At 39.7% G+C, this 26788-nt stretch carries 23 protein-coding genes; 21 read left to right on the top strand and 2 right to left on the bottom strand.

Going from position 1 to position 26788, the window contains the following annotated elements; genetic code table 11:
• The first annotated feature begins 238 nt into the window (after positions 1-238).
• The 5 genes from EV200_RS12435 to EV200_RS12415 all read left to right on the top strand — a co-directional run bounded on the left by EV200_RS12435 (position 239) and on the right by EV200_RS12415 (position 7418).
• A complete protein-coding gene (locus tag EV200_RS12435; protein ID WP_132533041.1) occupies positions 239-847 on the top strand; it encodes a GIN domain-containing protein in 609 nt (202 codons plus the stop codon).
• 254 nt (positions 848-1101) lie between these two features.
• Positions 1102-1380: a DUF427 domain-containing protein gene (locus tag EV200_RS12430; RefSeq protein ID WP_132533039.1), complete on the top strand. Its 279-nt coding sequence runs from the start codon at positions 1102-1104 to the stop codon at positions 1378-1380.
• 240 nt (positions 1381-1620) lie between these two features.
• Positions 1621-4887, top strand: a complete 3267-nt coding sequence (locus tag EV200_RS12425) for a SusC/RagA family TonB-linked outer membrane protein (protein WP_132533037.1) — start codon at positions 1621-1623, stop codon at positions 4885-4887.
• A 4-nt stretch (positions 4888-4891) separates the two neighbouring features.
• Positions 4892-6349 (top strand): RagB/SusD family nutrient uptake outer membrane protein, encoded by a 1458-nt coding sequence (locus tag EV200_RS12420; protein ID WP_132533035.1) that lies wholly within the window; start codon positions 4892-4894, stop codon positions 6347-6349.
• Positions 6330-7418 (top strand): LamG domain-containing protein, encoded by a 1089-nt coding sequence (locus EV200_RS12415; RefSeq protein ID WP_132533033.1) that lies wholly within the window; start codon positions 6330-6332, stop codon positions 7416-7418. Before EV200_RS12420 ends, EV200_RS12415 begins: the two co-directional genes overlap by 20 nt.
• A gap of 265 nt (positions 7419-7683) precedes the next feature.
• On the opposite strand, the gene EV200_RS12410 is transcribed toward EV200_RS12415, so the two are convergent.
• Positions 7684-8661 (bottom strand): alpha/beta fold hydrolase, encoded by a 978-nt coding sequence (locus EV200_RS12410; protein WP_132533031.1) that lies wholly within the window; start codon positions 8659-8661, stop codon positions 7684-7686.
• 83 nt (positions 8662-8744) lie between these two features.
• Between EV200_RS12410 and EV200_RS12405 the strand changes: the two genes are divergently transcribed.
• From EV200_RS12405 to EV200_RS12330, 16 genes are all read left to right on the top strand, one after another.
• Entirely contained in the window at positions 8745-9608 is an 864-nt protein-coding gene (locus tag EV200_RS12405; RefSeq protein ID WP_132533029.1) for a LysR family transcriptional regulator, read from the top strand.
• A gap of 202 nt (positions 9609-9810) precedes the next feature.
• The gene (locus tag EV200_RS12400) at positions 9811-10374 is read left to right on the top strand and encodes a Crp/Fnr family transcriptional regulator (protein ID WP_132533027.1); all 564 of its coding nucleotides are present in this window, start codon (positions 9811-9813) and stop codon (positions 10372-10374) included.
• Positions 10375-10451: 77 nt separating this feature from the next.
• On the top strand, positions 10452-11381 hold the full coding sequence (locus tag EV200_RS12395) for an alpha/beta fold hydrolase (RefSeq protein WP_132533025.1): 930 nt from the start codon (positions 10452-10454) through the stop codon (positions 11379-11381).
• A 24-nt stretch (positions 11382-11405) separates the two neighbouring features.
• Positions 11406-12302 (top strand): NmrA family NAD(P)-binding protein, encoded by an 897-nt coding sequence (locus tag EV200_RS12390; RefSeq protein ID WP_132533023.1) that lies wholly within the window; start codon positions 11406-11408, stop codon positions 12300-12302.
• Positions 12303-12924: 622 nt separating this feature from the next.
• Entirely contained in the window at positions 12925-15834 is a 2910-nt protein-coding gene (locus EV200_RS12385) for a DUF11 domain-containing protein (protein ID WP_132533020.1), read from the top strand.
• A gap of 22 nt (positions 15835-15856) precedes the next feature.
• Entirely contained in the window at positions 15857-16546 is a 690-nt protein-coding gene (locus EV200_RS12380) for a hypothetical protein (protein WP_132533018.1), read from the top strand.
• A gap of 36 nt (positions 16547-16582) precedes the next feature.
• Positions 16583-17527 (top strand): T9SS type B sorting domain-containing protein, encoded by a 945-nt coding sequence (locus EV200_RS12375; protein WP_132533016.1) that lies wholly within the window; start codon positions 16583-16585, stop codon positions 17525-17527.
• Positions 17528-17547: 20 nt separating this feature from the next.
• Complete coding sequence (locus EV200_RS12370) at positions 17548-18528, top strand: PorP/SprF family type IX secretion system membrane protein (RefSeq protein ID WP_132533014.1); 981 nt, start codon at positions 17548-17550, stop codon at positions 18526-18528.
• 86 nt (positions 18529-18614) lie between these two features.
• A complete protein-coding gene (locus tag EV200_RS12365; protein WP_165877923.1) occupies positions 18615-19169 on the top strand; it encodes a TetR/AcrR family transcriptional regulator in 555 nt (184 codons plus the stop codon).
• A 24-nt stretch (positions 19170-19193) separates the two neighbouring features.
• Positions 19194-20078: an alpha/beta fold hydrolase gene (locus EV200_RS12360; RefSeq protein ID WP_132533010.1), complete on the top strand. Its 885-nt coding sequence runs from the start codon at positions 19194-19196 to the stop codon at positions 20076-20078.
• A 106-nt stretch (positions 20079-20184) separates the two neighbouring features.
• Entirely contained in the window at positions 20185-20751 is a 567-nt protein-coding gene (locus tag EV200_RS12355) for a Crp/Fnr family transcriptional regulator (protein WP_132533008.1), read from the top strand.
• Between the two features lie 76 nt (positions 20752-20827).
• Entirely contained in the window at positions 20828-21565 is a 738-nt protein-coding gene (locus EV200_RS12350) for an SDR family oxidoreductase (RefSeq protein ID WP_132533006.1), read from the top strand.
• A gap of 202 nt (positions 21566-21767) precedes the next feature.
• On the top strand, positions 21768-22856 hold the full coding sequence (locus EV200_RS12345) for a hypothetical protein (RefSeq protein WP_132533004.1): 1089 nt from the start codon (positions 21768-21770) through the stop codon (positions 22854-22856).
• A gap of 67 nt (positions 22857-22923) precedes the next feature.
• Complete coding sequence (locus EV200_RS12340) at positions 22924-23520, top strand: RNA polymerase sigma-70 factor (protein WP_229676724.1); 597 nt, start codon at positions 22924-22926, stop codon at positions 23518-23520.
• Positions 23521-23537: 17 nt separating this feature from the next.
• A complete protein-coding gene (locus tag EV200_RS12335) occupies positions 23538-24491 on the top strand; it encodes a FecR family protein (protein ID WP_132533002.1) in 954 nt (317 codons plus the stop codon).
• A complete protein-coding gene (locus tag EV200_RS12330) occupies positions 24491-26230 on the top strand; it encodes a peptidase associated/transthyretin-like domain-containing protein (RefSeq protein ID WP_132533000.1) in 1740 nt (579 codons plus the stop codon). The genes EV200_RS12335 and EV200_RS12330 overlap by 1 nt, the downstream gene beginning before the upstream one ends.
• Before the next feature lie 33 nt (positions 26231-26263).
• Here the strand turns inward: EV200_RS12330 and EV200_RS12325 are convergent, their stop codons facing one another.
• Positions 26264-26662, bottom strand: coding sequence for a response regulator (locus tag EV200_RS12325; RefSeq protein WP_132532998.1), 399 nt, complete (start codon positions 26660-26662; stop codon positions 26264-26266).
• Positions 26663-26788: the final 126 nt, after the last annotated feature.

Raw genomic sequence — 26788 nt, 5'->3', positions numbered from 1 at the left:
TTGCATAATTGTAGGGTTTTAAACCATTTCAGAGATGTTATATTTTCATTATGCTCAAACTATATTTCTATTTAAGTGCTAAAATTTTCGAAGGTTACATCTGGTTCGTCGTGAAATTTCAGGCGTTGGTCTGGATGTTACCTGTACTGGTATAATATGATGATTTTGCTTGCAACTTATCTGGAGTGATGGCGTCTTATTATCAAAAAAACAAAAGAAAAAACTTAAATATAAAGACATGAAAACTTTAACAAAAACATTATTCGCAGCAGCATTAACAGCAGTAGTATTTACTTCATCAGCCATTTCTACTTTTGCAGCTGAACCAATTGTATCTGAAACAAAAACTTCTAAATTATCAACCGTAAACCGCATCTGGGTAAGCGGGAATGTAAAAATTGTTTTAACACAAGGTGAAAAACAAAATATTACAGGTACAGAGAATTACAGTACAGCCAAAACTTCCATATCTACTGACGGTAAAACCTTATTTATCAATTCAGAAGAAACCAATCAGGTAACCCTTAACATTACTTTGAAAGATTTAGAAAGGATTGAAGCTTACGGACAATCAGTGGTGGTTACCAGTAACAACTTCGATGTTAAAAACCTGCAGTTGTTTATCAGTCAAAGTGCCACAGCCAGAATCAAAACGACTACGGCCAGTTTATATACCGTAGTAAAAGAAGATGCAGTGTTGAAATTAAATGGTACTGCCGGTAATAGCACTATGATTGCCAGCAATATGAAAAATGTAAAGCTAGCCGATTTCGCCAGTCTAAAATCGGCATCTTACGCTTCAGAAGCGATCATGCATGCAGATCAATCTGCAATGCTGTCTAAATAATCTTAACTCATTTATAAACATGAAGCGTCCAGATCATCATTGATGATCTGGACGCTTCATTTTGTACCTTGATATATTCGATAATTCTCATCGCATTAATCAAAAAAATTGCGAAAAGTTGAAGGTGTTTGCTGAGTGATCTTCCTGAATCATTGTTCATTTAAAACAGTTGCCAAAGCCATTCATACTTCTAAGCATTTTTCATCAAAACAAAATCCAGATTGATCGGTTGATCTTAATAAGAAATAAAAATTATGAAAGCCACCTGGAACAATCAAACTTTAGCAGAGAGTGACGATACAATCGTAGTTGAAAACAATCATTATTTTCCTGCATCTTCTGTAAGACAGGAATTTTTTCAGACATCAAACAAACATACCGTTTGTCCATGGAAGGGAGAAGCATCTTACTATACTTTGGTCGTTGATGGTCAAAAGAACGAAGATGCTGCTTGGTACTATCCAGAACCAAAGGATGCTGCTAAAGAAATTAAAGGTTATGTTGCGTTTTGGAAAGGGGTGAAGGTTGGATAAACCAATCCAGTATATCCATTGTAATGATTCTTACTCTTTATACTCAAGCCTGTAGTTAACAGAAAGCTTACAACTTTGCAAAATCTGTGATGTTTTTTTGTTTCGCTATATACTTAATGGAAAGCCATGTTTTGTTATTTCTTCCTTCTGTGTTAAAAATAAAATGAATCTATCCTAAAACATTTACCCCTTCTCGATTGTATTGCAGATAAGATTAAGATCATTAACCCGAAATTTTATATGAAGCTACTGTTAAGAAGGTATTTCCTGTTTTTTGTCCTATCTGCTGCAGCCAGTACACAGGCCCAAACTGCTCCAGACTCGCTGAAGCGGCGACCGGATTCCACGGCGAAAGCACAAAGTCCGCCAGATTCGGTTCTAAAAATACAACCCGCATCCACACCGCCTGTTAACGTTCCTCAAACTCCTAATCCTGTAAAAACTGCCACTCCGGCTTCCGCAGGTCAAAATACACTAACCAAAACTTCCCGGCCAAATGCTTCTGATACCACTTCAAGGGTTTTGAAAGGTATCGTGAAAGATGAAAAAGGTGTTCCTATTCCTGGGGCCATCGTGCAAGTAGTAGGGAAGCCAAATAAAGCTACCACTGATGCTGATGGGCGTTTTACGATTAATTTACCCGATCGTAATGCATCCATTCAGGTACTGTTTATTGGCTATGCCACCAGAACTTTAAAGCCAGGCAGCCAGACGGAAGTATCAGTTTCTTTAGTTCCATCGAATCAGAAATTAGATGATGTGGTGGTTACCGGTTATTCATCCCAGCAAAAGAAGGATCTCACTGGAGCCGTTTCCCAGATCAAGTCGAGCGATATCGATAATATGCCAGTAGGCGGTGTCGATCAGGTATTGCAGGGAAAAGCGGCCGGCGTATCGGTTACACAAGGTACCGGCGCTCCTGGCGAAGGTATTGCTGTACGGATTCGTGGAGTAGGTACCATCAACAATAATAATCCGCTTTATGTGATAGATGGTGTACCGAGCACTTCCGGTATTAATCAGATCTCTCCAACAGATATTGAAAGCATTAGTATTTTAAAAGATGCTTCATCAGCTTCCATTTATGGGGCAAGAGCATCGAATGGTGTTGTTGTGGTAACCACTAAAAAAGGTAAATCGGGTAAATCGACGGTTAATCTTTCACAATATACGGGTGTTCAGGTTCATGGCGATTTAATTAAAATGGCCAATACCCCACAATATGTTGCGGCCTTTAATGCTGCTGCTGCGGCTGATGGACGGACGCAAATTCCTGCTTCTCTGGCTGCAAGTTTGCCCGATGTAAACTGGCAGAAAGAAGTATTGCAACCGGCACTGATTAATAATAGTAACCTTTCCGTAAGTGGTGGAAATGAAACCGGGAATTACCTGGTGGCAGCCAATTATTATAAACAGGATGGACTGATCAATAATAGTGCTTATGATCGGTTTAACCTGCGTACAGCGGTAAACAGTACTTTGTCTAAAATCTTTTCTACCGGATTAAACCTGAATCTTTCTTATGCGAAAACCAAACAGGTAGGTGCCTCTGGAGATGGTTTTGGGAATGGAAATCAGGGCGCCAGCGTAATGCGTTATGCCCTTTTTCGCACACCGGCAACGCCGGTATTTAAGGCCAATGGCGATTATGTAGATCTTCCGGAAAATTCGAATTTCTTTGGTGATGGATTAAATCCCGTAGGTTATGCCGATAATTTCGACCGGAATAACAATGCATACAGTGCGCTGGGAAATGTATTTCTGGAGGCTAAAATTATCGACGGATTAAAATTCCGCACCACTTTGGGAGGAACATTGGTGATTACCGATTTTAAACAGTTCTTCAAAATCTGGGGAGACCGTGCGCAGAATTCGCCCGGCAGTTTGGCCCGTTCCAATGCAAATCAACTGGATTACAACTGGACCAATACTTTAACTTATAACATGAAGTTTGGTGAAAAGCATAACCTGAATATCCTGGCAGGAACAGAAAATATTAAAAGCCGCACCAATGGCCTTTCTGCCTCCAGATCAATTTTCCCGAACCAATCTGAAGATTTTCAATACCTCGATAATGGGATCGGCGTACAGCAAAATGGCGAAAATGAATCCCGGTGGGCACTTTTCTCTCTTTTTGGTCGTGCTGATTATCAATATGCAGATAAATACCTGGCCAGCTTTACCGTACGTAGAGACGGATCTTCCAGGTTAAACCCGGTTAACCGCTATGGTAATTTCTACTCCGGATCAGTAGGATGGAGATTGGATCAGGAAGCGTTTCTGAAAAATTTCAAGTCGCTTTCCATGCTAAAATTAAGGGCAAGTATCGGGCAAACCGGTAACCAGGAAATCAGCAATTATGCCTATACTTCACTGAATTCTTTTGTCGGGTTTTATCCGTTCGGTGGAACATCGGTAATTGGCAATTCACTCACCTCAAGGGGAAATGCCAACATCACCTGGGAAACCAGTACACAAACCAACTTCGGTTTAGATGCCGGATTTTTTGATAATAAGCTTCAATTCAGTGCAGATTATTTCATCAGGGATAATTCTGATATTCTTTTCGCTAACCCTTTGCCACCAAGTGCAGGCGGAGGTGGAAGTCCGTACGTAAATGCTGGTAAAGTGCGTAATCAAGGACTTGAACTTCAAATTTCTTATCGCGATCAGATTTCTGAAAACTGGAGTTATGATGTATCCGGAAATATGGCTACCCTAAAAAATAAAGTGCTTTCGCTGGCTGGATCGTCGATTGTGGGTGGAAGAATTGATAATGAATATTATGCTACACTTACCGCTGTAGGGCAACCCATTGGCGCATTTTATTTACTGCCTATGGAAGGGATTTTCCAGAACGACCTGGATATTTTTACACACGCTTACCAAGGTACAGGCATTCAGCCTGGTGATGTGAAGTATAAAGATAGCAATGGCGATGGTATTATTGATGAAAAGGACCGTGAGTTTGCAGGAAGTCCTATCCCGAAACTAACCTATGGCTTTACTGGAAACCTGAAGTTTAAGCAGTTTGACCTGAGTGTATTCTTCCAGGGGGCATATGGCAATAAGTTGTATAACCAGGTGGCAACAGATACTGAAGGATTCTATCGTGCCTTTAATATTACCGAACGTGTGGCTACAGGCAGCTGGAATGGAGAAGGGAGTACCAATCAATTTCCCCGCCTAACCTGGAGTTCTGCTTCTTCTACCAATAATAAAAGACCATCAACACGATTCCTGGAAGATGGCTCATATTTAAGGTTAAAAAACCTGCAAATTGGCTATAGTTTGAGTCCGAAAGTACTTTCTGCTTTGAAAATAGCATCGATGCGCATTTATGTGAGCGGACAAAATCTTTTAACCTTTACTAAATATACTGGCCTCGATCCGGAGATTTATACCAGTAGCAATGGTCAGGGCGATGGCGTAAGAGCCGTTGGTATCGACTGGGGAACTTATCCTTCGGCTAGAGTTTACACGCTTGGTCTTAACCTTAACTTCTAATCTGATGAAAAAATTATATATACTTTCTCTTGCCATTTGCCTGATTTCTGTAACAGGGTGCAAGAAATTTTTGGATCAGCCTGCACTGGGTTATTACTCAGATGCCGATCTGTTCAGCAATGAAGCTACAGCAAAAACTGCTGTTAACGCGGCTTATATTCCGCTTACATTTACCGATGCTTCGAGCAATCCTGTTTGGGTATTGGGCGACGTGGCTACTGATGATGTTGTTATTGGAGGCAATGCAGGTGAGCAGGCGGACTACACTGCGATTGATCTGTACAATATCCTGCCAGGAAACGCTGCTGTGCAATCTTTATGGGCGAGGTATTACGATGGCATTAATCGTTGCAACGTAATTACAGATGGGCTTACGGCTGATAATGCCAACATCTCTGAAACAGCCAGAACACAATTACTTTCTCAGGCGAAATTTCTTAGGGCCTACTACTATTTCATGCTGACCAATTTTTACGGTAATATTCCGTTGCGCTTAAAAGTGAGTACGCTCGCAGATGCTGCGCTGGCTGCATCACCACAGGCGCAAGTGTACACCCAGATTGAAAAAGACCTGACGGAAGCTGCCGCTGGTTTACCGCAAAAATGGGATTCAAATACTGATCAGGGGAGGGCAACCAAAGGTGCTGCATTGGCTTTATTGGCAAAGGCATCTCTTTTTCAACAGAAATATGCCCAGGCCATTCAATACAGTGAGCAAGTAGAAGCTTTAGGTTATGCCTTAACTGACCGCTTTGCAGATAATTTCAATGCATCTGCCAAAACCAATAGTGAGGTAATATTTTCGGTGTGGCACGTCCGTGGATCGCAACCTTCGCAGGGAAATTCCTTAAATTATTGGTTTGCGCCTCGTTCTTTAAATGGTGCAGGCACTTTTTTTCCTACGCAAAGTCTGGTGAATAATTTTGAAGCGAATGATCCACGGCTCGATCTTACCATTGAAAGGGCAGGCAAACCTTATTATGATAGTACTTTTGATCCTTCATGGAGCAGTACTGGTTACCTTTCTAAAAAGCATATTCAGCCAGTGAGCGAGGTACCCACCACGACTAAAAACGATGGCAACCTGAATTACGAAGCTTTGCGTTTTGCAGATTTATTGCTCATTAAGGCTGAGGCATTGAACGAATCAGGTCAATCTGCCGCTGCCTTAGTGCCACTCAATAAGGTGCGGGAAAGGGCAAGAAAAAATTATGATGGTACGCCTCCGGCTGATCTGCTCGCTGCGATAACCGTGGTGAACCAGTCAGATTTAAGAGATGTCATCCGCAGGGAAAGACGTTCAGAACTTGCTCTGGAGTTTCAACGTTTCTTTGATGTCATCCGTTATGGTCAGGCCTATGCCGATGCTGCAATGAAGCCCGGATCACCGAATTTTAATTATACAAATAACCGGTTTTTTCCAATTCCTCAAACGGAATTAAATGCTAACGGTAAACTTTAATGCCATTAAAATGAATTTTAAAAATTATAAATCATCGCTTAAATTCCCGTTTTATTTATTGCTGGCTGTTGCGATTTTTACATCTTGTAAAGATGATGCCAATCTGCCAGATTATACAGCTAACAAATCAAGCCTCACGCAACTTACTGATTCTGTAAAGCAGGTGTATAATCAAAGTGCGGAAGGACATGATATTGGTCAGTATCCTAAACAAGCACGGGTTCAACTTAAATCTGCTATTGATCTGGCCAGTGCAGTTAGCTCAGGCGCATATACGCAGGAGGAAGTGAATAACGCCTTAGCCAATTTAAGGCGGGCGGCAACTGCGTTTGGTGCCAGAAAAATTGAAGAAGTTGCAGCATCCAATCTGGTTGCGAAATGGCTTTTTAAAGGTAATACAGCAGATGCTACTGGTAATGGTCATGATGGAACTTTAATGACAGGAATTATCGGAACAGCTGATAATCACCGTGATGGTGGAATTTTGCCAGTTGCAACAACCGATCGCTTTGGCCAGACAGGTAATGCCTATGCTTTTGATCAGGGTGCTTATATTGAGGTTCCATATAGTGCAGCCCTTAATCCGCAGGTGTTGAGTATTAGCCTCTGGATCAATGTTAAGGAAGCTTTTGCTGATAATTATCTGCTGTCTTTGAATAAATGGAATGGTTTTAAATTCCAGCTTCAATCTGATAATTTTCTATTTATGACGCTGAAAACCCCTGCGGCTACTTATGATAGGGACAGTAATCCAGGAAAAATGGAAGTTGGAGCCTGGCATCATGCTGTGGTTACGGCGGGGAACGGCGCAATTACCTTTTATGTAGATGGTGTTCAAACCAGATCTGAAAGTGCTGCAGGTACTGCCTTTGCACTGACCACTCCGGTAAATTTAGCGATCGGGCAAATTCTTCCTAAAGGCATATTGAGTTTTACGGATAAAACCAGTCCGTTTTATTTCTCGAGTGCTGCTTTTTTCAAAGGATCTATGGATGATATCAGGTACTACAATAAGGCTTTAACTGCGGATGAAGTATTGAAAATCTACAATAACGAAAAGCCGGATTAGCCTGGTTTTAAAGTATAGCATAAGCCAGTTCTAGGAACAGGGTATCTTGTGAAAGATGAAAAAAAAATAAGGGGAATTGTCCATCGGATGATTCCCCTTATTTATTAACAATATTCACGTTAAGATACTTGAAGATTAAACTTTTGTATTTTTCCTGTAGTCCACGATATGACCACTCTTTTGCTACTAAACAAGCCCTGTTTAACCCTTAAGTAGTAGCAGGATCAAGCTGATCGAAAAAATAATTCCTTTTCAATGCATCCCATTACTTAGGCAATCCATTTAAAAAATTTAGAACATCCTGGCCGATTTCTTTAACATTTGTTTCAAGGGCGAAGTGGCCCGTGTTATAAAATTTAACAACGGCGTTGGGGTTATCTTGTTTGTAGGCTTCGGCGCCAGCTGGTAAAAAGTAAGGGTCTTTATTACCCCAAACGGCTAAAAGTTGTGGCTTGTACGCCCTGAAATAGGCATGGAATTTCGGATACATGGCTACGTTGGTTCTATAATCTTTTACAAGATCAAGCTGTATTTCAATGTTTCCTGAACGATCCAAAAAGTGTTGATCCAAAGTGTACGTTTCGGGTGCAATCAGTGTCGGATCAGACACCCCCTCATGGTACTGGTACCATGTTGCTTCTTTAGATACAAAATCCTTAAGTGCATCCCTATTGGCTTGTGATGGTTCTTTCCAATACTTTTGGATAGGGTTCCATTCACTACTTAGCCCTTCTTCATAAGCGTTGCCATTTTGTGTAATAATCCCGGTAATTTTTTCGGGATTGGCTAAGGCTAGCCTCAAGCCAACAGGTGCGCCATAGTCAAATATATAAATGGCGAAGTGTTTAAGATCAAGTTCGTTAATAAAACCTTGCATCGTGCTGGCCAGATTATCAAACGTATAGTTAAATTGAGAACGGTCAGGTGCGTCTGAATAGCCAAACCCAGGAAAGTCGGGTGCCAGTACATGGTATTTTTTGCTTAAAACCGGGATGAGATTACGGTACATATGCGATGAAGTAGGGTAGCCATGAAGCAATAAGATGGTGGGTGCGTCCTTAGGCCCAGCCTCCCTATAGAATATATTTAAACCTTTAATTTTGATATTGCGGTAATGAACTGCTGAAGTTTCCATATGTATTTTATTTATGTTTTTTGTTGATTGAGCCAATGCCAGGTTGCTTAACAAGAGTAAGCCTGCAATGGTAATTAAACTGGTATTGATTAAAGTGCTTGTTTTCATATGTTATTGTTTATCCAAAATTAATCATGATATTTGATTACCAAAAACGATTAATAATGATTAAATAAATCATAAATAATGATATGAATACCAACGATCTGAAAATATTTGAAGCTGTTGCTGCTCATGGTAGTTTCACCAGAGCTGCCGAAGCCATGTTCACTGTACAATCAAATGTGACGGCGCGCATCAAAAACCTGGAGGAAGAATTTGGCACCGCCCTGTTTAAACGCAGTTCACGCAAAGTTGCCCTAACCAATGCCGGAGAAACACTGATGCATTACAGCAAACAGATTGACCACCTGATTCAGGAAGCAAAAGAGGATATAGAAAAATCTAACCAGGTGAACGGTCAGCTTAAAATTGGCTGTATTGAAACGACAATGGCTTTTAAGGTACCTGATATGCTCTCCTGCTTTACCAAAGCATATCCTAATGTAGATTTAGAGTTTAAATCTGAAATGCGGCTGGATTTGATAAGTGATGTGATGAATTACAAATTAGATGCAGCCTTTGTATCGGCACCTATTAATACGCCCGGGCTTGATCAATTGCATATTAAGGATGAGCAATTGGCAATTTTTGCTGCTGCAAATGCACCGGAATTAAAAATGCTACTGGCTGATCAGCCGGTTAAAATTATCGTATTTGATCAGGGCTGCGTATTTCGTGCCAGGCTGGAATCCTGGCTTAATTCCAAAGGCATTATCCAGTATAAGAGCATCGTTTTAAATTCGGTTGATGGCATTATAAACTTTGTAGAAGCAGGCCTTGGCATCAGTATCTTGCCCGCCGAACTGATCGCCCAATACTATAATGGCCGTAAACTGAAGTCATTTTCGCTGAATAAAGAATTGGGTACCATGTCAACCGTGCTGATATTTCGTAAGAATGTTCCGCAAAGCAGGGCTTTAAAGGCCTTTGTGGAGATGTATAGAAAGCCTTGACTGACTGGGCTAAATCGGTATTTATCCTGGCAATTTAATCAAATAGCCGCTTTATCAAAGCCAGGTGAAGTAGCGATTTGTTCGTGTTCTGATTAAGTGCTTCGAGGAAGACTGAACCTCTTTTAATCATGATCGACAAGATGAACTTTCCGACCCTTTGTTGTAACCAAATTTTTGTAGCAATTTTAACTGAAAAATTATAATGGAAGAGTTTATTTTATTTATTAGAAAAATGATCTGGATAGATGATCTGGATCTACAACTGGTCATTTCCAGGTGTAAGGAAAGGCAGGTGCCAAAAGGAAAATTAATCCTGAGAAAAGGGCAAATTGCCAATCAATATTTTTTCATTGTGTCTGGCGGTGTGCGATTTTATTACAATTTAAATGACCAGGAAAATACAACCTGGGTAACATTTAAAAATGAATTTTTCACTGAAATTTCCAGCCTTAATCCACAGAAGCCCTCCAGGTTTAACATCGAGGCCATAGAAGAAACCAAACTCATCGTAATTGAGAAGAAGGATATGGATTTTTTATACGGACACATCAGCGTTTGGGAAGAGTTTGGTAGAAAAATATGGGAGGAGGTGACTGTGAGAATGATAGACCAGATTTTAAATTTTCAGACTCTTTCTGCCGAAGAACGGTATCGTGAATTTATGAATAACCCTGAGTTATTACAAAAGGTACCCGTTAAGCAGCTGGCCGCAGTACTTGGCATTACACCTAATGCTTTGAGCCGGATTAGGAAAAATATCCGGTAGGCTGATTTTCTACCAATTGGTAGTTTTTAACACGCTATAGCAGGCTACATTTGAGTCTACAAAATATTAAGATTCAAATGGATGATAAAACGATATTGCCTCAAATTCAATATACTGATGATGAGCTGATTAAAGATTTTCCGGGCTTTACCAATCAATATGCGATGGTTAACGGAGTGAGGCTGCATTACGTTGATGGCGGTAGCGGCACCCCGCTAATTTGCTTGCCCGGCTGGCCACAAAACTGGTATTCTTACCGTTCAGTAGCCTTACCACTTGCAAAAACATACCGCGTAATTATAGTAGACATCAGGGGGATGGGCAGTTCTGAAAAACCTGCATCAGGATTTGATAAGAAAACCATGGCCACTGATATACTGGAATTGATTCAGCAGTTGGGATTATCCGGCGTTCATATCATGGGGCATGATATTGGTGGGATGGTTGCAATGAGTTTTGCATTTAACTATCCGCAGTTTACAAAAAAGTTAATTGTTTTGGATGGCTCACACCCGAGTGAGGGGAGGATGCAAATGCCATTACTACCTGCGGCAGGAACCTTCAAAACAAAAATGGATGCCAATATGCCTTATGCCTGGTGGATGGGATTCAATCAGGTGAAAGAATTACCAGAGAAAATCCTGGAAGGTCGTTTTCAATACCTACTGGATTGGCTTTTTAAATACGTAATGATTGATGAGAGTAAAATGAGTTTATTTGAAAGAGCGTTGTATGCTTCAGTTTATAATGAAGCAGAAAGTATCAGAGCCTCCAACGCCTGGTACCAAACCTTTACGCAGGATATTGAAGATGCAAAGTTATACCCCCAGCTAGCCATGCCCGTACTTGGTATCGGGAGTTATGTGAGCTACAATTACATGAAAATGGGATTACCTTACGTAGCAAATAATTTAAAAGTAATTCCTGTGTTAGAAAGCGGCCATTATTTATTTGAAGAAAAACCTGAACAAGTATTGGACGCTGTTTTCCACTTTTTGGCATCATAGAAGCATTAATTAATAGTTTATAAAATGAAAAAAACAATTTTAGTGGCTGGTGCTACCGGAAACCTTGGAAATAGAATTTGCAGGGAATTGATAAAAAGAGATGCAGACGTAAGTGCCATCGTCCGAACCGCTACAGATCCAGAGAAGATAGTAGCCTTAAAAGATATTGGTGTTAAGGTTATCCTGGCAGATTTAAATAATATTGGTGAAATCACCGATGCCTGTTCGGATATAGCATGTGTGGTATCGGCATTGGCAGGTCTGGATGATGTGATTATCGATCTGCAGAAAAGAATTTTGGACGGTGCTATACAGGCGGGCGTGCCAAGATTTATCCCTTCCGATTTTTGTACTGACTATAATAACCTGGTACCAGGTGAAAACAGGAATTTCGATCTAAGAAGACAATTTAAAACTTACCTGGATAGCACTTCGATTGAAGCAACATCCATCTTTAATGGTGCATTTGCAGATATCCTGAAATATTACACACCCATACTAAATCTGAAAGATAGAAGTATAGGATATTGGGGCGAAAAGGAAGACTGGAAATTGGATTTTACCACTATGGATGATACTGCTGCCTTTACAGCTGCGGTCGCCATGGATGACCACGCACCCCGGGATTTACAGATTGCAAGTTTCCAGATCAGTCCACGAATGATATGGACTGATATAAAAGAAATAACAGGTCAGGAATTTAGGATGCAGCAACTTTCCAGTCTTGAAGATTTTGCGGAATTTATTAAAAAACAAAGAGCTGATCACCCGGCTGGGGAAAATGAATTGTATGCCAAATGGCAACAGGCACAATATATGTATTCCATGTTTACAACCCATCATCATCAGCTGGCTAATCAACGTTATCCAGACATCGATTGGACAACAGGCTTCACATATTTAAAAACCTTTGTTAAATAATTAAATAGGAGATTTTAATCTCCTATTTTTTTTAACTAAAACTTGAAGCATTATTTCTGACGTGATTTATTGGGGATTTCGAAGAAACCACAAACTTCACCACTCGTTTTCAGGAAACTAAAACCTAATAATGCAGATCACCAGCCTCATATTTTTTCTATTTGTCTATAATTTTAAAATGACGTAGGCATTTATCACTTTTTTTTAAGAGAAAACCTAAAAACCTTTTCCTAATGTAAATTTAGGAAACAAAAACAATTTAAAAACCTCAATAAAAGACATTTGAAAAGAATCAGAATTTAAAAAACAGACAAACTAAATTATTTTTTTTCTGATTTGCGTATCAGTAGAAATACAGCCTATTTTATTTTGCATAACATTGGTTTTAAACCGCCTCCAGATGCTTTAAAATTAATATTGATGGTAGGTTTTACTGCAAAATTTTTCTTTACATTAGCCTGTAAGATCCCCAAAAACCATACATTTTTCGTTTACGTAAATAGATTGATACTGCTTAAAAGTTATTAACCTGATTATGTAAAATTTATTAAGATGTGCCCCACATTTTAATAAATATCAGAACCATGTTAAGGCGCATATTGGGCTTTCTAATGGTTTGTATATGATAAAAGGTTTACTACTGTTTATATTTAACTGGTTAATTGGATTAATATTGCTTGGTGCAGTAAATATTACTGTTGTGCAATGTAAAATCAAAACAGATATTAGCTTAAATAGTTTATCTGCTTTTTCTCATTCAGAAACCATAAACATTGGAAAATTTTTATCTCCACCCAGTTATTCTCTACATTATATTGCCCCCGCACCATGGCAATACTGGAGCAAGGCCAACGAAATAGTAATTGCATCAGAAAGTGGAACCGTTACCGGCACCATATCTAAAAGCGATGGCACTTTTGTTACCACTTTTACCTCTGCCCAAGGATCGCCTTTTGTTTATCGTTTTACTGGGCCGCCTAAAGATGTACCTGCACACGAATTAAATAAGGTGCTAAGCGGAGCCGGATTAATAGTAGAGGCTACAGGATCTATTTCAGTTAATTTAAGAAATGTAGCCTCTGATAATTTAGGGACTGATGGTAGTGATGCAGATATTAAAGGGAATGCTTCGCTCTTTAGTTTTGGTGATGCGGCAATAGGAACATCTTTTAGGGTAGGGTACTATCGGGATGGGAATCTTGAGGGTTCTGCACACCCGCCGATCTATAGCATTATGGCCACCCAAAATAATACTATTGTTAAAATAGGTGGTGTGGCTACCGCAACCTTAAATGCCGGACAGAGTTATTTATTCAATGCACCCATCGGAACTTTAGTTGAATCTTCACAATCTAGCGTAATGAACACTGCCGCAGATCTGGATGCCCCGGGAGGCTGCGGCGATGGTGCATACAATCCCATTCCGCCAATTGCTTCGTTGGGGCAGGAATATATGGTAGTTAGAGGTGAAGGTAATTCCACTGCAGAAAAAACAACAGTTATTGCTACACAACCGAATACTGTTGTTAAAGTTACGAGTTTTGATAAAAATGGAGTGGAGAAAAGCGTAGTAACATTTACGCTGGTGCAAGCTGGAGATTTTAAAACTTTCGACCACGGTTTTATTGACGGAACCTATAGTGCGCAAGATCCGCCGGGTATAAATACAGGCAGGTATTCGTCTTCAAGAATTGAGGCGACTAAAAATGTAGGTGTATTTTCTGGTACGGCCGGCATTTCTAGCGGCGGTGGTTGCGAAGTTGATGTAGCCACCCTGGTTCCGATATCCAGTTGTTCAGGATCTAAGAGGGTAGAAACCAATAATTTCACCGCTTATAATAATAGTGATTTATCCTATTTTGGTTACATCATTACACAAAGCACTGCTAAAATCTACCTTACAACCCAATTTGGCACAACCAATTATACCAATAGTGATATTGAAGCGATAGCAAGTGTTGGTACCCGGAAACCTCTCGGAACGTCTGGCTTGTATTTAATAAGTTTTACGAAAGCAGATATTGGCTCGCCAAAGGTAATCACTATAACCAGCGCCGATCGGCTTACGGTTTCGATGGTACAACAAGGTAATGGATTTTCGATGTCGAACTTTATTTCACGTTTTCCTGAAAAAGGAGAACAGCCTACTTACAGTCAAACCGATTGTACTACTGCAACATTAACCGCTAAAGCAAATGCAGGTCCGTATCAATGGTATCTAAATGGTGTGCTGATAAACGAGGCTACTAATAATACGTATGTGGCCACATCATCAGGAAATTATAGTGTAACTACGCAATTAGAATGTGGTATCAGCGCACCATCTTTACCCGTAAACATCTTGCTTTGTAATATTGACCGCTCCATAACTAAAACGATTAATGTAGCCTACCCGGAACTAAACAGCAATGTAGTATTTACCCTTAAAGCAGAAAATTTAGGTGATGGCAATGCCGTTGGCGTATCAGTTACAGATTTGCTTCCAAGTGGATTTACCTACGTATCAAGCGTAGCACCGCAGGGTACAAGTTATGATCCGGGTTCAGGGATATGGACTGTTGGAGATTTGGCCAGTAATGCCAGTATGAGTTTAACAATTACGGCAAAGGTGGTAAAAACTGGCCAGAATGTAAACACCGCTACCATTACAGGCCCTCAACCTGATCAGGTAACCAATAATGATCAGAGTTCGGTTACAACCAATACGGGTTCTGGCGATAGAGTAGTTTGTGTAGGTACAGTGATGGATAATATTATTTTTAATATCCCATCAGGTACTAATAATGTTAATGTTACCGGATTACCAAATGGTATAACCTGGGCTTACGATAATAGAGGAAAGAAATTAACCATTAGCGGTACACCCACCACCGCAGGGCCAATAAAAACTTACACCGTAACGGGTACGGCCGGAAATGCACTAACCATCACCGGAAATATTACCGTGAACGGAAAGGTGAGCATACCCGTTTTTAATAGCGGATTAACTGACAAGAAATGTGTCGGTGCTGGTACGGACACTTATGTGGCAACTGCTAGCAACACCACAGAAATGGTATATTCTTTATTGCCTTTAGCGGCTGGGGTTATTGATGCCGCCAGTGGTAAAGTAACCTGGAGTAACACATTTGCAGGTACCGCAACCATCACCGCAACTGCCAGAGGTTGCGAAGAGAAAAAAACAGATTTTATGGTAGCAGTAAGTGCTCTGCCAGATTTAACGCTCGGTGCTGAACCCGAAATTTGCCAGGGCTTTACTACTTCATCATTAAGTTATACCAATCCGTTAAATAACCCTGTAACTTATAGCATTATCTGGAATACAACAGGTTTTGACCCCATTACCAATCAGCTTTTGCCAGCAGGAAGCATCCCATTTAATATCCCAGCTAATGCCCCGGTGGGTATGCACACTGGCGTATTAACCCTTAAGAATGCAACAGGTTGCAGTACTCAGCTAAATTTTAACATTAAAATAAATCCAAAACCATCAGCACCGCATGTGCTGGTACAAACTACATCACAATATTAATCAAACAAAAAAATCAGTCCCCATGAACAATTCAACTACAAAAACAATCTTCGCAGTTATCTTCGTAATCTTCTGCGCATTCTCAAAATTATCTGCACAGGTACTCCCAACCACCCCTGGGGTGAGTTTATTCTGTAAAGGATCAGATCTTACCTTGCCTGCTGCGCCAGCTGGAGAAGACTGGATCGTGAAATACAGTGCAACCCAAACCACAACGCCAGGTACAGGCGTAACGCTAGTGTCAGGTAAAATCGCCGCCGCTGATTTAAATACTGGTTACTATTATTTAAGTTCCAAATCAACCACAGCAGGTGCCTGCGAATCTGAGTTACAGGAAATTCCGGTGTATGTACTTAAGCCTTTGGTGGTTGATTTTACACCTGCCAATTTCTGTTTGGAAAGCCCGTTGGCACAGGTAGGTTTAGTTACCAATCCGGAAGACCCTACCATTACCACATTAGCCTATCAATGGTATACAGTTGATGGTGCAAATGAAACGGCAATATCTGGTGCAATAGCAAAAGATTATACCCCATCAGCACCTGCTACAGTTGGAACCAAAAAACATCGGTTAAAAGTAGGTTATGTAATTGGCGGCAAAAACTATTGCCCGCAAACTGCTGATCATGATATTACCGTAACAGCTAAACCAACAAAACCAACCATTACGCCAGGAACCCTAATAGGTACTGCCACAGCAGTTACTTTCTAGGTAGAAGGTTTACATTTTCTGAAATATAAGGTATAAATGATGCGAAGGGAATTCTCCTTTCTGTTATTGGCTATAATGTTGTTTTTTATACAAACAGCAATGGGCCAGACTGCTTCCGAAGGGCGGCAAACGATTGCGATCGCACCAGGATCGTCAGTGGTTTTGCGTGCAAATTCGGCAGGGGCAGCTTCGTATATCTGGTATAAAGATAATGTATTGGTTAATGGACAAAATAACCAGACACTGATTACCGCAACTGCAGGAGTTTATAGAGTGGCTACATGGAATGCGCTTGGCTGTTTCTCTGATATTTCTGAAGAAATAGAAGTGGTTGTGCCACATAGACTTGTTGCTGATGTGGCCATCACAAAGCGATCGGAATCAAAGATTGTAGTCGTTGACCAGGTTTTTGATTATTATCTAAACGTTAGAAATAATGGGGCTAATGATGCCACCAATCTGGTGATTGAAGATGCACTTCCAAAAAACCTATTATTTGAACACCTGGGGCAATCCACAGATGGCATAGCCACCTTCGATCAGCTTAAACAGACCATTACCTGGAACATCCCTTTTTTGGCCAATGGTAAGTTTGCCGAACTGGTAATTAAAGTAAGATCCAAACAGCCAGGTATGGTCAGCAATACGGCAGTGGTTACGGCAACAGAATTTGATCCGAACCTGGCCAATAATAAATCAACCGATCAAAAAGAGATTTCAGGTTTAAGAATACCAAATGTTTTCACGCCTAATGGGGACGGCAAGAACGACACTTTTTATATCCAACTCCTGGAATCCTTTGAATCAAATGAAGTGACCATTATTAACCGTTGGGGGAGTACGGTTTACCAATCCAATCACTACCAGAATGATTGGACTGCTCCGGGACTGGCAGACGGAACTTATTTCTACATAATTAAGGTGAAGAACGGAAATTCAGCTTGGGAAGATTACAAAGGTTATGTAACTGTAATACGGTAAATATGATAAAATATATAAACATGAAAATTTGGAGAGTGATATTTTTTGTTTTAATCATGATTACATCAGCCATTAAGCTTTTTGCGCAGCAGGACGCTCAATTTGGGCAGTATGTATTTAATGGTCTGTACATTAACCCTGCCTATGCGGGTTATAAGGAAGAGCTTTATCTCCAGGCTTTTGCAAGAGCACAATGGACAGGTGTTCGGGGTGCGCCACAAACCCTGTCCATATCTGCAGATGAAGCAATTAATGATGAAAGTTTAGGCATTGGCATGATCATTACCAAAGATAAAATAGGCGCACAAAATAGTTTAAATGCATCGGCAAACTTTGCCTACCGGATAAAACTCGATCGTACTGAAACCAATATCCTTGCTTTTGGTTTAGGCGTAGGCGTAATCCAATCTTCCTTAAACGGCAATTTGTTAGATCCTATCGAAGAAGGCGATAATCGCATCATTACAGGAGTGGTAAGTCAAACCATGCCCGATGTACGGGCCGGTATACATTATTCTAACGAAAAGTTTTTTATCGGTTTTTCTGCAAACAACCTTCTGGCTAAATCACTATCGGTATTTAGCGATTACAATGCGCTTAACATTAAAATTCAACCACATTTCTACCTCACCGCAGGCATGGCATTTACTGTAAATGAAGATTTTGTTTTTAAACCCACCTTTTTAATTAAGGATGATTTACATGGGCCAACCTCATTGGATTTAAATGCCTTTTTATTGATCAAAGAACGTTTGTGGCTAGGTGCAGTTTACCGTACCTCGGTAAAACTTTACCCTAAAGACAACCTGCAGCGCGATCTGAACAGTAAGGCTGCGGCAGGTTTCATCAGCGAATTTTTTATCCGATCTAATTTGCGCATTGGTTATGGTTATGATTATAGTTTGAATAAACTGGGTAATTATGATTATGGTTCGCACGAAATTTCTGTAGGCTATTATATCGAAACTAAAAAGAGCAGGAGACCGAAGTGTTATTTTTAAGGCAGATTAATTGAGATTGGTTTTTTATCATGCATATTAATATAAATATATGCACATATTTGTGTATGTATTCGTATGTTTGCTTTGTGAAAAATACTAAACAGATCATAATTGACGCTGCTATAAAAGTTTTTAATGATGACTTATCGGCCTCGCTTGACTGTGTTGCTGAGCGGGCAGATGTTCATCGCCGTACACTGCATTTAAATTTTAAAAGCCGCCAGGAACTTATCGAGTGCTGCAAAAACGATATGATGGTGACCTGCCAGCAGGCCATGACCGACGCTTACCATGCTTCTGCTGATCCTAAAAAACAATTAGAGCTCATGCTTTATGCAGGGATTGATTGCGGGGCGAAATACGCTTTTCTACAAAAACTATATGGAAAAAGTTCATATGCGCAGGTGCCTGAAGCGGAGAAAAACGGAACATTTGATAGCATAAAACACCGCTGGTTTAAACTAATTGAGCAGCTTCAAGATCAGCATTTAATCCACAGTCAACTTTCTATTGCCTGGATATTTACGCTGTTTGGGGGGATGATCACCAACACCATTGATGCCTTACAATCAGGCGATGTGGCACCGAATGATATCAAATCCTTTGCCTGGTACTCATTCAGTAAAAGCATCGGATTATAGCTATTATCGATAAAAACAATAATCATGACCATATCAACAGATGAACAATTAATCAGCAAGCTGCCTGGTTTTACCAATAAATACATTGATGTAAATGGCACCACACTCCATGTAGTAGAAGGTGGCCAGGGCATGCCATTACTGCTTTTACCAGGCTGGCCGCAAACCTGGTGGGCCTACCATAAATTAATGCCATTGCTTGTTAAGCATTTCAAGGTAATTGCCATTGATGTACGGGGCATGGGCAGTTCTACCAAACCTGAAAATGGCTATGATAAAAAGAATATGGCTTTAGATATTTATGAGCTGGTTAAGCATTACGGCTTTAACCAAGTCTGCATTGCCGGCCATGACATCAGTACAACCATCATTCATAGCTTTGCTGCTCAATTCCAACAGGTAACGGCTAAAGTGGTTTTTTTAGACACCTGGCCTATTGATGAGGATATATACCGCCTGCCCATGCTTCCTCCACCGGGCAATGGTGCTGGCAGTATGTACCCTTGGTGGCTGGCTTTTAATCAGGTAAAAGATCTTCCTGAAAAGCTGCTGGAAAACAGGAGCCATATCTTGCTTGACTATCTGTTTGATAATCTTACTGCCGACCGAAACAGTTTAACAGCAGAAGACCGCTTGGTGTACACCTCTGTTTATGATAAAGCAGAAAGCATCCGTGCTGCAAACCAATGGTATCAGGCATTTCCGCAGGATGTGATTGACAGTAAAAACTACGGGAAACTAGCTGTACCTGTGCTTGGCATTGCAAGTGAAGGAAATCATATGCTGGATGAAGCCTTGGGCAAAATAGTGGATAATCATTCCTGTATCTCTATAGCTGGATCTGGCCACTTTATTATGGAGGAAAAACCTGTAGAGACCGCTGAAGCGATGATTAAGTTTTTATTGTAACTAATCATGGTGCTTAATTGATAAAGACATCAATCTACAATCATTTACCTCGCACTTTTTACCAAATGATAAACGCCTTAAACCTAACTTAGCTTAACTTGCCGCTATGAAAGAATTGATTGAGTACATTTTGCAGTTCGGCAACCTGAACCCACAACAAATAACCTTCATTGAACAAAAAGTAACAGTAATAAGCCTTAAAAAGGACGAATATTTTTCTGAAGCAGGGAAAGTTCCAAAACGGGTTGGCTTTGTGTTGGAAGGAGTGATCCGTGGTTGTTACTACAATAATAAAGGTGAAGAAATCACCCGTTGCTTAATCAGCGAAAACAGTTTGGTAGTTGATTATGTAAATTTTGAGGCAAATGCTTTCTCCTCAGAATATTTGCAAGCCTGTACGGATTGCCGGCTGATTCTATTTTCAAAACAGGATTGGGAAGAGCTTTCTCAAACCATTGTTGGCTGGGATAATATTAAAAACAAAATGGTTCAAAAATGTATGTTTCAAAAATCCAGAAAAGGCCCTGTCATTTCACAGGATGCTACAACACGGTATTTGGAATTTATGCAAAATCATCCATCACTCATTAACCGCATTCCACTGGCCTATATTGCTTCTTATTTAGGGGTTACGCAGCAATCATTAAGCAGGATACGAAAAAACATTCATTGATCTGCTTTTTACCAAATGGTAAACGGTTTCCTTTTTTAACGTTGCAATTTTGATTCATTAACTTAAAATGATAAAAATGAAAATAGTATTAATTACAGGAGCGAACAAAGGAATCGGTTTGGAAACGGCAAAACAACTTTCAAAAAAAGGACTGTTTGTTTATTTAGGTAGTCGTGATATTGGAAAAGGGGAAGCCATTGTAAAAGAGTTGAAAGAAAAGGGTTTTGAAAATGTCAGGGCCATTGAAATAGACGTGACTCAGCCTGATACCATTTTATCGGCAAAAAATACTGTTGAAAAGGAGCAGGGACATCTGGATATCCTGATCAATAATGCCGGGATTAGTGGAATTGTACCACAAAGCGCACTCGAATCGAGTATCGACAGCTTTAAAGAAGTGTATGAAACCAATGTGTATGGCGTGGTAAGGGTTACACAGGCTTTTATTGATTTATTAGGAAAATCATCTGAGCCAAGAATTGTAAATGTAAGCACGAGCGTGGGTTCTCTTTCGCTCCAGAGCAGCCCAGATTGGCCACCTTATGATTATGCAAAAATGGTGGTTTATGGTTCTTCTAAAGCTGCTGCGAATATGTACACCGTACATTTAGCATACGAATTACGTGATACGGCATTCAAAATAAATGCAGTTTGCCCTGGTTATACGAAAACCGATTTCACTAACCAAAATGGAGGTGATGTTGAAGAAGCTGCAAAACGCATCATTAAATATGCCTTAATTGATCAGGATGGCCCGACTGGCAAATTCTTCAGTGAAGAAAGCAATCCGGAAACAGGCGAAATACCGTGGTAGTAAAAAAGCAATAACACTAACAACTGTTGGTGGATTGCAATCTTCATTACTCTCATATTGCTACTTAATATTTTTTTTAAGAGTGATAATGACACGATCATTTCTCTGCATTGATTGGTCCTTCCAATTGCAAAATAAATATTTTTTCTCATCACATAGGGGTAAGTCTGCACTTCGTTGTCTCATTTTAAAATAACGAGAAATGAAAACAACTTTAAAAACAATTAAGTGCAGTTTAAATGCGAACATTATGGAAAAGTTAAGGTATTTAGTATTAGGCCTGATTATATTATTAGGCAATACGCTAAACAGCTTTTCGCAAAATCATAGAAAGACAAGTGTAAATATAGGTTTAGTATATCCTGTAAGTACAAACGGAAGGCATGCAGCGCTTGATACCAATGTTTTTTCATGTAATGCCCTGGTAGGTGTTTCAGCTACAGAAAAGGGACTTTCTTTCGCTGGCATATCCAATATTATACATAAAAACACATATGGCGTTCAATTAGCAGGGTTTTCCAATCATATTGGAGGTAAAGCAAAAGGTACTCAATTTGCTGGCTTTATCAATACCTATGGAGATGATAGCAGATCTGCTTTGGCTGGTTTTTCCAATATATCGAAGGGTAATAGCGGTATACAACTCGCGGGGTTTTTGAACTGGACTGCTCGAAACGTTTCAGCAGTTCAAGCCGCCGGTTTTCTAAACAAGGCAGCAGATGTGAAAGGAGCACAAATTTCAGGCTTTATCAATATCGCAAAAAAAGTAAAAGGTGTTCAGCTTGCAGGCTTTATTAATGTGGCTGATAGCAGTGACTATCCGATCGGAATTATCAATATTGTTAAAGATGGAGAAAAAAGTGTGGCTTTCACAACAGATCAGAACCTAACTACCATGGCTACTTTCCGCTCAGGAGGAAGGGTGTTGTATGGCATTATTGGTGCAGGGTATAACTTTAAAAACAAAGATGCGATCTATGCTCTTGAAGCAGGATTTGGTGCAAATTTTTTTCAGTCTCAGCATTTCAGACTTCATACCGAGCTAACCGCAAGTTCATTGCAGAATTTTAAGAAAGGCAACTATTTTAAGTCCACTATGCAACTGTTTCCTGCATGGAGAATTAGTAACCATCTGGAAATATTCGCTGGTCCGTCTTTTAACTTAATCTCAACAAATACAACAGAAGGTAAAGCACTTCAGAAACACTATTTACACGCCTGGGATAGCGATAATAGTACTTTACACGGCATGTTCTTTGGCTATACAGGTGGTTTAGCCGTTAATTTCTAAAGAATTTGATTGTGTAAGTCTAGCATTCCAATTCAAATGGTCTTCTACAAACCTTCTATTACTATATTTGAGAAATTTTAACGCAGTGGAATTTACAGCGGAAGCTTCCGGGAGCAGGTATCGATACAATGATGATACGTCATTTGAGCAGTTATTTAAAACGCACTATAATGCTTTGCATGCCTATGCCCTGGTAATTCTGAAAGATGAAGATCTTGCGGAAGAAATTGTCCAGGGCATGTTTTTAAAGTTCTGGGAAAAGAGGCAAAATCTCCAGATACACTCTATAAAAGCTTACCTTTACAGGTGTGTATACCATGATAGCCTCAACTACCTTAAACAAGAAAAAACCAAGATTAAATATCAGGAATTTACTTTACATACGATGGATACTGAACACGAATCTGCAGCTGCTAAAATAGAACTTGTAGAACTACAAGAGCGCTTAGGTGTAGCACTTAATCAGTTACCTGAGCAATGCCGCACCATTTTCCAACTGAGCAGGTACGAAGAGTTGAAATACCGCGAGATTGCAGAGCTCTTAGGGCTGTCGATCAAGACCGTAGAAAACCAGATGGGAAAAGCATTGAAAATATTACGGCTACGGCTGGCTGATTTCCTGATTCTGTTCTTAATTGGATTATGGTATTTAAAGTTTTTATAAACTAATGAATAAGAGGCATGGATGATGAACTATTGGCTAAATTTCTTCTGAAAGAAAGCAGTGAGGAGGAAGATAAACAAGTTAGGTATTGGCTTGATGCTGCTGAGGCTAATCAGAAATATTTTGCTCAGCTTAAAACGATATGGCAGTTAAGCGATACCCTAAAAAATGGAAAGAAAAGGGACGAAAATCAGGCATGGGAAAGCTTTAAGAAAAGAAGAGAAAATCAAAACACTGAAAAGATAAAGACCTGGAAGCTCCAGACTATATGGTTAAAGGTGGCTGCGGTATTCGTTGTAGCTGTTGGCTGCTGGCTAATGTACGATGCATATGGCCCGGATAATTATGTCGTATTAACTGCTTTAAATCAGGTGCGTAATGATCATTTACCTGATGGATCTGTCCTCACGCTGAATAAGCATAGTAAAATTAGTTACGCATCTGATTTTAAGGAAAATAGGGTAATAAATATGGAAAAGGGTGATGTCTTTTTTGAAGTAGCCAAAGATAAAACCCACCCTTTTATCATCCATATTGACCAGCTTATGGTAGAGGTAGTGGGTACCTCTTTCAATATCAGGCACGCTAAGAATAGTACTGAATTAAATGTGGAAACGGGTATCGTAAAGGTGCGGCTTGGTAATGAGGAACTGAACCTTTACCATGGCGAGAGGATGTTGGTTACCAGCAATATGAAAAAATTAATTAAGGAACAAAGTATCGATCAGCTGTACAACTATTACCGATCTCATGTATTCCAGGCGAATAATATCGCCCTGTTAAAATTAGTAAATGCATTGAATGAAGCTTATAATACCAATATCATACTTGACGAACATGTGAAGCACCTGAGCATCAGCACGACATTAAAGTTGGGCTCCGTTAATGAAAATTTGCGGGTGATCTGTGAAACATTAGATCTAAAATTATCTCGTAAAGGAAACGAGATTTTACTCACTTACAAAGATTAATGAAGATCGTATTAGTTGCCTTTTTTCTTTTATTATCAACCTTTTGCGCAGCCCAGTCTGGCAAAGTAAATAACCAGTTGAATTTATCGAAAACCGTAACATTAAATGTAAAAAAGAAGCGCATCAGCGATATTTTACAATTAATAAGTAAAGCCGGTGAATTTTACTTTTCGTATAATGGAATTTTGTTCAGTCAGGATAGCTTGGTGGATATGGACGTAAAAGGCATTCAGGTGCGGGAAGTTTTGGATCGCCTTTTTAGCGGCAAAGTGGATTACAAGGAAGATGCTGGTTATATTATTTTGCGCCCTGCCGAAAACCGCCTGACAATTCAGGCATCGCTGATTGAGAATACTGAAAATGAATATATGATTAGCGGCTTCGTCATTGATACGCGAACCGGGAATATGGTCAGACAAGCCAGCGTTTACGAAAAGCACTTACTCCAATCCACACTTACGGATCAAAATGGTTATTTTAAACTTCGGTTTAAAGGCCAGCAAAAAGGTGTAATCTTAACGGCCAGTAAAGAGAACTACCGGGATAGCGCACTGGTTTTCCTGGCAGATGTAAACATAAAGCCTGCAAAATATAAAGACCGCAATAAGGATAGTAGTGCTATTTTTTCGCATGCGTTTAGTGGGAAAGGTATCTGGCGCTTTTTATTGTCCTCAAGGCAGAGAATACAGGATCTGAATATTTCAGGTTTTTTCGCTCAGACCCCTTTTCAAGCATCTTTAGTGCCGGGTTTAAGTTCTCATGGCAGTATGGGTTCTAACATCATCAATAAAGTCTCCTTAAATGTGTTTGGAGGTTATACTGGTGGAACGAATGGCCTTGAGATTGCCGGGCTGTTCAATTTAACAAAGGGTAACATCAAAAAAATCCAGTTCGCTGGCTTATTCAATGTAGTAGGCGGCTCAGTAAAGGCTCTTCAGTTATCAGGAACTTATAATAGGGTAAAACTCAATACCGATGGAATACAAGTAGCAGGCATTGTAAATAGGGTAGATGGGAATGTTAACGGAATACAACTTGCAGGCATTTACAACATTACCAGGGAAAAGGTTCAGGGCATACAGCTGGCCGGAATCGTTAACACCAGTAAAAATATTAGTGGGCTACAACTGGCAGGCATGCTAAACAAAGTCGGTGATCGATTAAAAGGAGGGCAGATTTCAGGGCTGGTGAATTACGCCAAAAGGATGGATGGCTTTCAGTTTGGCTTGCTGAACCTGGCCGATTCTGCCTCAGGTATAGGTGTTGGTTTAATCAACCTTTATAAGAATGGCTACCGAAAGTTTAATTTTTATTCCAATGAACTGGTCAATACCAATATTGCCTTTAAAACAGGAACTGCAAAGTTCTATTCCTTAATGATTGTAGGTAGAAATTTTTCGGATACTACACGATTACTTACTTTCGGATTGGGATTTGGTCATGAATTTCTATTGAACAAAAATGTTAACATCGCCGCAGAAGGATCCATTCAATCCTTATCACCAGATCATTTTAAAACGGCAGATCTGATCTACCGGCTACAAGCGCTCATTCAATTGAAGGTCTTATCCAGGCTAGAAGTTTTTGCCGGACCGGGTTATAGTTATTTGAAAGGATTGTCCAATGATGTTTCGGTTTATCGTGATCAAAAAGCTTCTATAACAAAGGGATACGATGATGGAAATAATAGTTCTGGAAGTTGGATTGGGTGGAATATTGGTCTTGCAGTTTCATTATAGTTAAATAACTATTTTATTAATAGATCAGTGGTCTTATTTGAAGAAATTAGAGATTTGCCGATTTTGCACTAGGTTTTTAATAACCTGCTGGTTGATGGGTTTAACTATAAAATCACTTACATTAGGATACTGCTGGGCTTTTTTGTAATCCCGCTGATCTATTGAAGAAGTAATAATGACAACATATATGTTTTTCTTCAAATCAGATTTGTCAATTTCATCCAGAAATTCCCAACCATTCATTTCAGGCATATTTAAATCTAAAAAAATAAGAATCTGTGTATCTTTAGAGTGATTTTCTTTCAAAAATTCCAATGCATCTTTAGCCAGAAAGTATGTTTTCGGGGCAGATATAATAAGAGGTTGTATGATTTCTTGATTAATAAATAACGCAAAAGGGTCATCATCAATCATTAAAACAGTTTTATTCATTTGTTAAAGGTTAATGTAGTAACCTTTGCCGCTTAGTATTTGTTTTTTAATAATTAAAATGTTTGTCGTGATCTCATCTTCACAATTGGTCTATAAAATAGATTTTAAGTAGGATAGCCAATAATC

Origin of the sequence: Pedobacter psychrotolerans (assembly GCF_004340665.1) — a bacterium.
Taxonomy (GTDB): Bacteria; Bacteroidota; Bacteroidia; order Sphingobacteriales; family Sphingobacteriaceae; genus Pedobacter; species Pedobacter psychrotolerans.
The sequence above is the reverse complement of the archived record's forward strand: the minus strand, read 5'-3'. Positions and strand labels throughout refer to the sequence as shown.

Bases quoted from the DNA above. Each gene is read 5' to 3' on its own strand.
- EV200_RS12370 (WP_132533014.1), top strand. From the start codon at position 17,548: ATGAAAATTTGGAGAGTGATATTTTTTGTTTTAATCATGATTACATCA.
- EV200_RS12420 (WP_132533035.1), top strand. From the start codon at position 4,892: ATGAAAAAATTATATATACTTTCTCTTGCCATTTGCCTGATTTCTGTA.
- EV200_RS12355 (WP_132533008.1), top strand. From the start codon at position 20,185: ATGAAAGAATTGATTGAGTACATTTTGCAGTTCGGCAACCTGAACCCA.
- EV200_RS12425 (WP_132533037.1), top strand. From the start codon at position 1,621: ATGAAGCTACTGTTAAGAAGGTATTTCCTGTTTTTTGTCCTATCTGCT.
- EV200_RS12335 (WP_132533002.1), top strand. From the start codon at position 23,538: ATGGATGATGAACTATTGGCTAAATTTCTTCTGAAAGAAAGCAGTGAG.
- EV200_RS12380 (WP_132533018.1), top strand. From the start codon at position 15,857: ATGAACAATTCAACTACAAAAACAATCTTCGCAGTTATCTTCGTAATC.
- EV200_RS12415 (WP_132533033.1), top strand. From the start codon at position 6,330: ATGCTAACGGTAAACTTTAATGCCATTAAAATGAATTTTAAAAATTAT.
- EV200_RS12390 (WP_132533023.1), top strand. From the start codon at position 11,406: ATGAAAAAAACAATTTTAGTGGCTGGTGCTACCGGAAACCTTGGAAAT.
- EV200_RS12330 (WP_132533000.1), top strand. From the start codon at position 24,491: ATGAAGATCGTATTAGTTGCCTTTTTTCTTTTATTATCAACCTTTTGC.
- EV200_RS12400 (WP_132533027.1), top strand. From the start codon at position 9,811: ATGGAAGAGTTTATTTTATTTATTAGAAAAATGATCTGGATAGATGAT.
- EV200_RS12410 (WP_132533031.1), bottom strand. From the start codon at position 8,661: ATGAAAACAAGCACTTTAATCAATACCAGTTTAATTACCATTGCAGGC.
- EV200_RS12345 (WP_132533004.1), top strand. From the start codon at position 21,768: ATGAAAACAACTTTAAAAACAATTAAGTGCAGTTTAAATGCGAACATT.
- EV200_RS12385 (WP_132533020.1), top strand. From the start codon at position 12,925: ATGATAAAAGGTTTACTACTGTTTATATTTAACTGGTTAATTGGATTA.
- EV200_RS12375 (WP_132533016.1), top strand. From the start codon at position 16,583: ATGATGCGAAGGGAATTCTCCTTTCTGTTATTGGCTATAATGTTGTTT.
- EV200_RS12395 (WP_132533025.1), top strand. From the start codon at position 10,452: ATGGATGATAAAACGATATTGCCTCAAATTCAATATACTGATGATGAG.
- EV200_RS12325 (WP_132532998.1), bottom strand. From the start codon at position 26,662: ATGAATAAAACTGTTTTAATGATTGATGATGACCCTTTTGCGTTATTT.
- EV200_RS12430 (WP_132533039.1), top strand. From the start codon at position 1,102: ATGAAAGCCACCTGGAACAATCAAACTTTAGCAGAGAGTGACGATACA.
- EV200_RS12360 (WP_132533010.1), top strand. From the start codon at position 19,194: ATGACCATATCAACAGATGAACAATTAATCAGCAAGCTGCCTGGTTTT.
- EV200_RS12405 (WP_132533029.1), top strand. From the start codon at position 8,745: ATGAATACCAACGATCTGAAAATATTTGAAGCTGTTGCTGCTCATGGT.
- EV200_RS12350 (WP_132533006.1), top strand. From the start codon at position 20,828: ATGAAAATAGTATTAATTACAGGAGCGAACAAAGGAATCGGTTTGGAA.
- EV200_RS12435 (WP_132533041.1), top strand. From the start codon at position 239: ATGAAAACTTTAACAAAAACATTATTCGCAGCAGCATTAACAGCAGTA.